The following is a 9,785-nucleotide window of genomic DNA, read 5'->3' on the forward strand; positions in this document are numbered from 1 at the left end:
TCGACACAATCCCCATAGACCTGCCTCGCTGCCCGCGGGTCCGTTCAATCCACGTTCACGAGCGGTCCGGCAAAAGCCGTCTCGCCCTGGCAAACTGCCGTTCCCGGACCCTCGAGAACGCTCCAGATTCATCTTGCGTTTAGCGGAACCAATCTGCTTGTTCAGTTCCGGTAGGCCACGGGTTGGCTGAAACAGCTGTCCCGATCTGTGCCTCTGTGTCTCTGTGGTTCAATATTGCAGGGCCAGCGCGCGATACGTACCCGGCTGACGACGTCTGTTTCACATGAAACGCGTTAGCGCCGGCCGGCGGGCCGTTTGCGGCGCTGGCGTAGGGGAGAGCGGCTGGCGACCCGCATCAGCTCCCGCGCGGCCACGGCCTCGGCCGGCATGCCGGTCGACTTGCAGCGCGCCTCCGCCTCCAGCAGGCCGTCCAGCGCCTCGCCCAGCCGGGCCGGCGTCCAGGCCTTGGCCTGCGCCGTGACGCGCGGCTTCAGCTTCCAGAACACCGGCGGCTTCAGCCTCTCGACCGCCTGCGCGACGTCGCCCGCATCGGCGACCTGGTGCAGGCGCTTGAAGTGGTTGGCGGTGGCGCGCAGCGGCTGGATCGGGTTGGCGCCCTCCGCGAGGGCCCGGTCGAACGCCCGTTCGAGCCCGGCCAGATCGCCCTCGGCGACCGCCTGCGCGACGTCGTCGAGCGACAGGGCGGCGCTATCGCCAACACAATATCTTGCGTCTTCGAGCTGGACTTCACCGCTTCCCTTGTAGAGGGCAAGCTTCAGCAGTTCGCTGCGCGTGACCCCGCGGTCGGCGCCCAGCTGCTGGCCCAGGTAGTCGAGCGCCTCCCGGCTGACCGACAGGCCGTGGCCCTTCAGGGTCTCCTGGATCAGCCCAGCGAGGTCGCGCCCCTCGTCGCGGTAGCACGGCAGGGCGGCCCCGCGGTCGGCCTTCTCGAACGCCGCGCGCAGCTTGGATCGCCCGTCGAGATCGCCCGCCTCCACGACGACCAGCGAGTCGCCGGCGGGATCGGCCAGGAACTCGCGGAACGTCGCGGCGGTGTCCTCGCTCGGCGACCGTACGACGACGACGCGCTGGCCGCCGCCGAAGGCGAGGGCGGCCGCCTCGTCGGCCAGGACGGCCGGGGCCTTCTTGATCTGCTCGCCGGTCAGCTCGGCGACCCGGAAAGGATCCTCCGGATCGGCGACGACCGAGCGGACCAGCCTGCCGACCCGCTCGCGTACCAGGCCGCGGTCGGGGCCGTAGACCAGCACGGCGCGGACCTGGGCGTCCGGCTTGGCGGCGAAGCGGTCCGCGTTCGCCGGCTTGACCTTCATTGCGCGGCGTTCGCCTGTGCGGGGCGCACCCCGCGCGCGAGCACGCCGGTCACGCGGGCCGCGATGTCGCGGGCGACCTGTTCGACCACCCGTTCCTGTGCGTCCCTGAACGCCACGACCGTGGCGTAGGGCTGGTCGACCACGTTGTAGCTGGTCCGCGCGCCGGCGCTGGAGGTGAACAGCCGGCGCGAACTGTCGTAGTCGTCGAGCTGCCAGGTGGCCTGCAGGGTGAAACTGCGCCGGGTGGCCGTGCCGTCGCTGCGCAGCGTGCTGGGCTCCGACACCGAACTGATCCTGACGCGCAGGCGGTAGGCCGGATCGGTCGGCTGGCCACGCGGGTTCAGCTGGTCGCGCAGGGCGTTGTGCAGTTGCTGGCCGATCCGGTCGGGGATTGGGGCGATCGCCACGCTGTTGCGGACCGCGGGCGAGATCTGGCCGCTGCCGGGCTGCGCCCGCTCGGCGTACATCGGCTGGAAGCCGCAGCCGGCGGCGGCGACCAGCAGCCCGCCCAGGGCGAGCGCGCCGGCGCGCCGGCCGGGCCGGCCGGGGTTACGCGACCACATTGACGATCTTATTGGGCACGACGATCACCTTGCGGGGCGTCTTGTCGCCCAGCGCCCGCTGCACGGCCGAGTCGCCCAGCGCGGCTTCGCGCGCCGTGGGCTCGTCGGCGTCGCGCGGCAGCTCGATCGTGCCGCGCACCTTGCCGTTGACCTGCACCGCCATCTTGACCGTGTCGGCGACCAGCAGCCGGGGGTCGGCTTCCGGCCAGGGCTGGTCGACCAGCATCGTGGTGTAGCCCAACCGCTGCCACAGCTCCTCGGTCACGTGGGGCATCATCGGGGCGACCATGCGCACCAGCAGTTCCGCCGATTCGCGCCGGGCCCAGCGGTCGGCGTCCGTCGCCGGTTCGAACCCGCCGAGCGCGTTCGCCAGTTCGTACAGCCGGGCGACCGCGCGGTTCAACCGGAAGTGGTCGATGTCCTGGCCGACCGCCGCCACGCTCCGATGGGCGTCCCGGCGCAGCGCCAGCCCGGCCTTGGAAAGCGCGTCGTCGGCCGGTTCGGGCGTGCCCGCGGCCGGGATCTCGTCGAGCGCGCCGGTCACCATCCGCCACAGCCGCTGCAGGAACCGGTAGGCGCCCTCGACGCCGGATTCGGTCCATTCCATGTCCCGCTCGGGCGGCGAATCCGACAGCATGAACCAGCGCGCGGTGTCGGCGCCGTAGGCCTCGATCGTCTCGGTCGGGTCGACGGTGTTGCGCTTGGACTTGCTCATCTTCTCGACCCGGCCGGCGGTCACCGGGTGGCCCTGCGTGTCCACCAGGTTGCCGTCGGAATCGCGCATCACTTCCTGCGGCGACAGCCACTTGCCGGCCGTGTCCTTATAGGTCTCGTGCGCGATCATGCCCTGGGTGAACAGGCCGTCGAACGGCTCGGCGATGTCGAGATAGCCGCAATGCCGCAGCGCCCGGGTGAAGAAACGGGCGTAGAGCAGGTGCAGGACCGCGTGCTCGACCCCGCCGATGTACTGGTCGACCGGCAGCCAGTAGTCGACGTCCGCGCGCTCGAACGCCGTGTCGCTGCGCGGCGAGCAGAAGCGCGCGAAATACCAGGACGATTCCATGAAGGTGTCGAAGGTATCCGTCTCGCGCTCGGCGGCGGCGCCGCAGTCCGGGCAGTCGACCTGCTTCCAGCCCGGGTGGCGGTCCAGCGGGTTGCCCGGCTTGGACAGATCGACGTCGTGCGGCAGCTCGACCGGCAGGTCGGAGTCGGGCACCGGCACCACCCCGCAGGCCGGGCAGTGGATCATCGGGATCGGCGCGCCCCAGTAGCGCTGCCGGCTGACCCCCCAGTCGCGCAGGCGGTACTGCGTCGTGCCTTCGCCGCGGCCCAGCTCCTGCAGCCTGTCGACCACCCGCTGCTTGGCGGCCTCGACATCGAGGCCGTCCAGGAAGCCGGAGTTGACCAGTGTACCGTCGCCGGTGATCGCGCTCTCGATCTCCGCCTCGGGCGCGTCCGCGCCGTGGGGCAGCACCACCTGGGTCACCGGCAGGCCGTAGCGCCGGGCGAACTCAAGGTCGCGCTGATCGTGCGCCGGGCAGCCGAAGATCGCGCCGGTGCCGTATTCCATCAGCACGAAATTGGCGACGTAGACCGGCAGGGTCACCTCGGGCATCAGCGGATGGCGCGCGCGCAGGCCGGTGTCGTAGCCGCGTTTTTCCGCCCGCTCGATCGCCTCCTCGGAGGTGCCCAGCTGTTCGCACTCCTGGCGGAAGCGGCGCAGCTCCGGGTCGTCCTGCGCCAGCTGCTCGGCCAGCGGATGGTGCGGGGAGAGCGCGCAGAAGCTGGCGCCGAACAGCGTGTCCGGGCGGGTCGAGAACATCTCCAGCTGCTGGTCGCGGCTACCGCCGTCGCGCCCGACGAGGTCGAAATAGACCCGCGCGCCCTGCGAGCGGCCGATCCAGTTCCGCTGCATCAGCCGGACCTTGTCCGGCCAGCGCTCCAGATCGCCGATCGCCTCCAAGAGATCGTCGGCGAACGCGGTGATCCGGAACATCCACTGCGGCAGCTTGCGCTGCTCGACGACCGCGCCGGAGCGCCAGCCCTTGCCGTTCTCCACCTGCTCGTTCGCCAGCACCGTCTGGTCGACCGGGTCCCAGTTGACCCAGGCCTCCTTCCGGTAGGCCAGGCCCTGGCGGTAGAACTCCAGGAACATCGCCTGTTCGTGGCGGTAGTACTCGGGATGGCAGGTGGCGATCTCGCGCGACCAGTCGATCGACAGGCCCATCGACTTCAGCTGCGCGCGCATCGCGTCGATGTTCTGGTAGGTCCATTCGCCCGGGTGCACGCCGCGGTCGATCGCGGCGTTCTCCGCGGGCAGGCCGAACGCGTCCCAGCCCATCGGGTGCAGCACGTTGAACCCGCGCGCGCGCTTGTAGCGGGCGACCACGTCGCCGATCGTGTAGTTGCGCAGGTGACCCATGTGGATGCGCCCCGAGGGGTAGGGGAACATCTCCAGGACGTAGCACTTAGCCCGCGCCGGATCGCGGGTCACCTCGAAGGCGCGCGCCCGCTCCCAGGCGCGCTGCCATTTGGCCTCGGTTTCCTTGACGTTGTAGCGGCTCGTCATCGGGTTCTTGCGCTGAGAGTTGCAAGGCATCGGGCGTGGCGCGGGCGGCCCGGGCGGATCGCTGGGGGGCCGCGGCCGCCGCCGGGCGCGGCTACTGCGTGCTGGCGATCCGCATCTCGCGGGCGCGCGCCAGGATCGCGTTCTCCAGCTCGGTCGCGGTCTGCCCGTGGGCCTCGACGTCGCGCCAGCTGCCCTGCGGCCCGCGCTCCTGGCGGAAGACGGAGACGCGCAGCCCGTCCGCGCGCAGCTGCCGGCTCAGGATATACAGGTTGACCTTGAACCGCTCGTCGGGCGCCTCGGGCGGCGAATACCAGTCGGTCAGGATCACCCCGCCGAACGGATCCGCCGAGTCCACCGGCATGAACGACAGCGTATCCAGCGACGCGCGCCAGAGATAGGCGTTGACGCCGATTCCGGTGCCGCCTTGAGGGGCGTCGTCGGTCCCCGTGCCGAACTGGAGGAGATTGCCACCGCCAACCTTGCCAACTGTGTTGGCCGGGTTATCTGGCGTGCCGGACTCTGGCGGTCCGGACGGCCGTTCGACGGTGGAGCCGCAAGCACTTAGGGAAAGCCCCAAGATGGCGCTGGTCGCGATGCCTTTCAGCAGGCGTGGGGACAGCACGACGGTTACCTCTTGTCTGGCATATGCTCAGTCAAACGCGTCAACACCCCGACGGTCGGACGCGCGCGCGAGTATGCAGAGAATGACGTCCAAGAGAAAGAGGGCAGCAGGAAACCTGCTGCCCTCGCAAATCTCTTACGGTTCCGAGAAACCGGATACGGCTTCAGCTTAGAAGCTGACGCCCACACCGCTCACTACGGAAACATATTCGTTGTCGGACAACCTATTGCCGCCGGTGGTTCGACCCTCATCGGTGAATTCGCCTGTAGCGACCGATGTAAAGATACTCACTCCCGGCCCAAGCGCATAGTTTATGCCAGCATTCACCTCATAGAACTCGTCTTCAACCGTCTGGCCGTTGAAGGCGTTCGTATTGTCGGCTTGGCTGTAAATGCCGGTCAGGCTCACCGACCACGGCCCAGTGGAGTACCCAACACCGGCATCATACACGATAGTCTCTTGCCCGGATTGGTCACCAAAACCGACAGAGGCACCAAACTCAAAACCGCCGTAGCCGACGACCACACCCGGCACGACGTTCCAGGACTCATCTCCAGACGGCCCAGCAGTGGAAGAGTTTGCGTACGCGCCGGTAACGGCAGCGGCGATGTCGAACCCGTTGAAGGAGTTGACGTAGTTAACACCGCCTTCAAACAGGTCGGTTGTAGTTCCGGCATCACGCCGCGGCGCAAAGCTATCTTTGTCAGCGTCCGGCGCGTAGGTAACACCGGCTTGCACGCCCGCGATCCGAGGAGTGAAGTAGTTGATCTTTGTGTTGTCGGATGAGTCGACGAACGGAGTCAGGACTGGCGCATTACCCCTAAATTGGACAAGGCTGCCAGTGGTATTGTTGTAGGTACCAACGTATACGGCTTTCACCGACGTAGCACCGTAGTGCATGTTGTCGTTGGCACCATCCTCATGACCCAACTCAACCCGGCCGAACGAGCCGTCGAGGTAGATGATCTGCTCGTCAACACCGTTGTCCTCGTCGGACCCGGCATCACCGATGAACTGCGTCGAAAAGCCTGCCTCGATTCCATTGTCCAACGTCACCGACGCATTGACTTCAACTTCTGTATCTGTGGAAAAGTCGAAGTCCGACTCGTGGAAGCCAGTTCCTCCACGGAGCGAGGCATCGCCTGCCGCACTGTTGCCGGTCGGCGTATCCTGATCGGCAAACCCGACCATGAAGTTGCTGTAGCCGGACAGGCCGACGGACCAGCCGCTGTCATCCTGGGCGTGCGCCGCAGTGGCGCCCATGCCGAATGCGGCGACGATCGCCGTGGTTGCGAAAAGGCTCTTCTTCATAGGGATCCCCCCTTAAACTTCGTTGACTGCCAAGAACCTACGCCCCGTTTTTCAGCTGATGCGCGCAGGGGCGTGCGGTCGTGAGGATAAATAACCAGCCAGCGTTTTTGCTGCAACTGGGATCGCACACTCACTGCGCGGTTTTTGCGACACTGTGTTCTAATTGCCACAGTCGCGGCCCACGGATCCGGCCGGACCCCGTGCCGGGGCGCTTGGCCGCTGCCGCCAGTCCTATTAGGTTCCTTCTGCCGCCGCCCCGCTCCCGCGCCCCCAGGCGGAAGGGCTAGAGCGGTGAAACGCCGCCCGAGCGACGACCGTAACGAACACGAGGCTCCCCCGTGGGTAAGATCTTCTGGGTCGCATCCTATCCCAAGTCCGGCAACACCTGGATGCGCGCGTTCATCGCCAACATGTTGTTGGCGAAGGACCGTCCGCTGTCGCTGAACGAGATCGGCGAAACCTGCGTGAGCGAGGCGAACATCCTGTGGTTCACCCGGCTGCTGGGCAGCCACGAGCAGCCGGACAACCTGTCCCACCAACGAATCATGGACCTGCGGCCCCGGGCGCAGCAGCGTATCGCGGCGGTCAACAAGAACGACGTCTTCATCAAGACGCACAACTGCCACGGCGAGTTCCTGGGCCATCCGCTGATCCGTCACGACGTGACGCTGGGCGCCGTCTACATCGTGCGCGACCCGCGCGATGTCGCGATCTCCGCGGCGGATCATTGGGGCATCAGTATCGACGAGATGATCGACGCCTTGGCCAACGTCGGCTTCGAGACCGCTCCGGTACCCAACCGGCAGGTGTTCGAGAAGCTGTCCACCTGGTCCGGCCACGTCACCTCCTGGACCGGCGGCAAGTCCCGGCGCCGGCTGGTGCTGCGCTACGAGGATCTGCTGCACGATCCGATCAAGCACTTCTCCAAGCTCGCCATGGGGATCGGGCTCTCGCGCGACCGCGAACGGATCCGCCAGGTCGTCGAGTGGACCAGCTTTCGCAAGCTGCGCGAAATGGAAGAGCAAGAGGGCTTCATCGAGCGTTCGGAAAACTCCGAGCGGTTTTTCCGGACCGGCACCTCCGGCAACTGGCGCAAGCAGCTGACGCCGAAGCAATCCGCCCGGATCGAGCGCGAGCACGGCGAGGTCATGCGCCGGTTCGGCTACCTATGACGGCCTGCAGCGCGCGATCCCGGGACGCGCAAGCCCGGGACACACAAGCCAGGGAGGACGAGGCGTGAGCGACGCCGCCCAAAACATCGCCGAACATATCGCCGGGATCCGCGGCAAGATCGACACGGCCGCGCGCGCCGTCGAGCGCGATCCAGCGCAGGTGTCCATGATCGCGGTCTCGAAGAAGCAGCCGGACGACCGGGTGCAGGCGGCACTCGAGGCCGGGCACCGGGTGTACGGGGAGAACCGGGTGCAGGAGGCGCAGCAGCGCTGGTCGGAGCGGCGTGCGCAAATTCCCGACCTGGACCTCCACCTCGTGGGCGCGCTGCAGTCGAACAAGGCGAAGGACGCGGTCGAGCTGTTCGACGCCATCCACAGCGTCGACCGGGAGAGCGTGGCCAAGGCGCTGTCGAAGGAGATCGCCAGGCAGGGCCGGCGGCCGGAGCTGTTCGTTCAGCTCAACACCGGCGAGGAGCCGCAGAAGGCCGGCATCGCGCCCGGCGCCGCCGACGCCTTCATCGCCTGGTGCCGGGACGAACTGGACCTGCCGGTCGTCGGGGCGATGTGCCTGCCGCCGGTCGACGAGGAGCCGGCCCCGCACTTCGCGCTGTTGGCCAAGATCGCCGCCCGCAATGCGCTGCCCAAACTGTCGATGGGCATGTCCGGCGACTACGAGACGGCCGTCAAACTCGGCGCCACGCACGTGCGCGTCGGCTCCGCCCTGTTCGGCGCGCGGGAAGGATAAGGCCCCGCAGATGTGCCCGAGCGTGCGGCACGGATGCGGTTCCAGCGTTGTAAAGCGCAGGTCAGACTAAGGAAAAAGCTTATTTTACCTTCCAGCAGCTTACCCTAGTCGATCATCAGGTCCCGATCGTTTCGGTCCGGGTTGTGCGGCGGGTAGAGCTGGATGGCGACCTGCTGGAACAGTTCGCCGATCCGCGGATCCTCGGGGCCCGAAACCTCGGCGAGCTGTCCGCGCAGCGACGAGAGCCGGCGGTTGCCCGAACAAAAGGCGATGGTAAAGTCGATCTTGCCCGCGGGGCCGACCGCGCTACCGGCTGAGCTGTCGCTCGCGTCGGAGTGGCACACGGTGCCCGAATTCACCCGCTGCGTCGCGTTCACCACCAGCACCGTTTTGGCACTGCCGTCCGGGGCCTCCGCCGGGTCGGCGAAGACGGTGAACTCTGGCCCGAAATGCGAGTCCGTTAGCGCGGTCGCGACCTGCCGCGCGAACGGCCCGTTGTTGCCAGGGAAGGGGTCGCCGCGCACGATCAGCGGCATGCCGCCGCGTTCGGCGACATCGGAGATGTAGGCCTGGTCGTAGCTCGGCGAGATCGAGGCCGGGCCGGTGCTGGTTGCCATGGAACAGGCCCCCAGCACCCCCGCGAGCAGAACACAGCCGGCTGTGCGTGCGCGGCGGACCCGCCCGGCCAAGATGGTGTGCCAGCCTGTTTTCATGGTGAGTCAATCCGGGTTGGTGTCGGTGGCGAGCTAGCCCAAACCGCGACGTGGCTGTCCGGTCGTAGCTGTGCAACCAGGATATGGAGTGCCGCGGGCGCGACGGCAACACAGCCCTGCGTGGGGGCGAAGTCCGGGGCTGCGACGTGCAGGAAGATCGCGCTGCCGGCGCCGGCGACCGGCGGGGCATCGTTGAAGCCCAGGACGACCAGCAGATCGTACAAACGGTCGTCGCGCCACAGCGTCTCGTGGCGGCCGGGGTAGGGCCTGGTCACCGGGCGGTTGTAGTTGGCCGGGTCGCCCGGGTCGTCGCACCAACCGTCGTCGGGCGCGATCGCGGCGACCGGCAGGGCGGTCTCGGGCGGGGCGATCCGGTCCGGGCGGTACAACACCCGGCGCACCGGCCAGCGGCCGGCCGGGGTGATGCCGTCGCCCTCGCCGCGCTTCGGCCCCACGCCGCCGCGCCCGACCGCGCAGGGAACGACGGTGCCGTCCGGCAGGCGCAGCTGCCAGCCGTCGCCGCCGGGTTCGACGATCAGGTCCATGCCGCGAGCCTAGGCCAGGTCGCCGCCCGGCGCCAGGGCACGGGCCGGCGCAACCGGCCGGAGCGAGGTCGGTCGAACTAGTCCGCGCGGCGCATCGCCTCGTATTTGCTGAGCGCGCGCATCATCCGTTCCGCCAGATCGCCCCGGGCCGCAGCCGCCGCCCCTGGGGCCGGCTGGGCGCCCGCCGGCGCGGTCGGGCGCGTCGGCGCGCTCG

At 68.1% G+C, this 9,785-nt stretch carries 9 protein-coding genes; 2 read left to right on the forward strand and 7 right to left on the reverse strand.

Annotated elements, in window-relative coordinates:
- Positions 1 to 293: 293 nt before the first annotated feature.
- From holA to CKO28_RS25215, 5 genes are all read right to left on the reverse strand, one after another.
- Entirely contained in the window at positions 294 to 1,331 is a 1,038-nt protein-coding gene (gene holA / locus CKO28_RS25195) for a DNA polymerase III subunit delta (RefSeq protein ID WP_200343774.1), read from the reverse strand.
- Positions 1,328 to 1,894: an LPS assembly lipoprotein LptE gene (lptE, locus tag CKO28_RS25200; protein ID WP_200343776.1), complete on the reverse strand. Its 567-nt coding sequence runs from the start codon at positions 1,892 to 1,894 to the stop codon at positions 1,328 to 1,330. Before lptE ends, holA begins: the two co-directional genes overlap by 4 nt.
- Positions 1,881 to 4,463, reverse strand: coding sequence for a leucine--tRNA ligase (gene leuS / locus CKO28_RS25205; protein WP_200343785.1), 2,583 nt, complete (start codon positions 4,461 to 4,463; stop codon positions 1,881 to 1,883). Before leuS ends, lptE begins: the two co-directional genes overlap by 14 nt.
- A 91-nt stretch (positions 4,464 to 4,554) precedes the next feature.
- On the reverse strand, positions 4,555 to 5,085 hold the full coding sequence (locus CKO28_RS25210; protein ID WP_338050241.1) for a DUF3576 domain-containing protein: 531 nt from the start codon (positions 5,083 to 5,085) through the stop codon (positions 4,555 to 4,557).
- A gap of 168 nt (positions 5,086 to 5,253) precedes the next feature.
- Positions 5,254 to 6,396, reverse strand: a complete 1,143-nt coding sequence (locus CKO28_RS25215) for a porin (protein WP_200343787.1) — start codon at positions 6,394 to 6,396, stop codon at positions 5,254 to 5,256.
- Positions 6,397 to 6,734: 338 nt separating this feature from the next.
- Here CKO28_RS25215 and CKO28_RS25220 point away from each other — a divergent pair, with 338 nt between their 5' ends.
- On the forward strand, positions 6,735 to 7,568 hold the full coding sequence (locus CKO28_RS25220; protein ID WP_200343789.1) for a sulfotransferase domain-containing protein: 834 nt from the start codon (positions 6,735 to 6,737) through the stop codon (positions 7,566 to 7,568).
- A 64-nt stretch (positions 7,569 to 7,632) separates the two neighbouring features.
- On the forward strand, positions 7,633 to 8,313 hold the full coding sequence (locus CKO28_RS25225) for a YggS family pyridoxal phosphate-dependent enzyme (RefSeq protein ID WP_200343791.1): 681 nt from the start codon (positions 7,633 to 7,635) through the stop codon (positions 8,311 to 8,313).
- A gap of 104 nt (positions 8,314 to 8,417) precedes the next feature.
- Here the strand turns inward: CKO28_RS25225 and CKO28_RS25230 are convergent, their stop codons facing one another.
- Positions 8,418 to 8,930 carry a hypothetical protein gene (locus CKO28_RS25230; RefSeq protein ID WP_200343793.1) on the reverse strand — a complete coding sequence of 171 codons (513 nt, stop codon included), beginning with the start codon at positions 8,928 to 8,930 and terminating at the stop codon, positions 8,418 to 8,420.
- Between the two features lie 92 nt (positions 8,931 to 9,022).
- Entirely contained in the window at positions 9,023 to 9,571 is a 549-nt protein-coding gene (locus CKO28_RS25235) for a L,D-transpeptidase family protein (protein WP_200343795.1), read from the reverse strand.
- Positions 9,572 to 9,785: the final 214 nt, after the last annotated feature.

Origin of the sequence: Rhodovibrio sodomensis, assembly GCF_016583645.1 — a bacterium.
Lineage (GTDB): Bacteria > Pseudomonadota > Alphaproteobacteria > Kiloniellales > Rhodovibrionaceae > Rhodovibrio > Rhodovibrio sodomensis.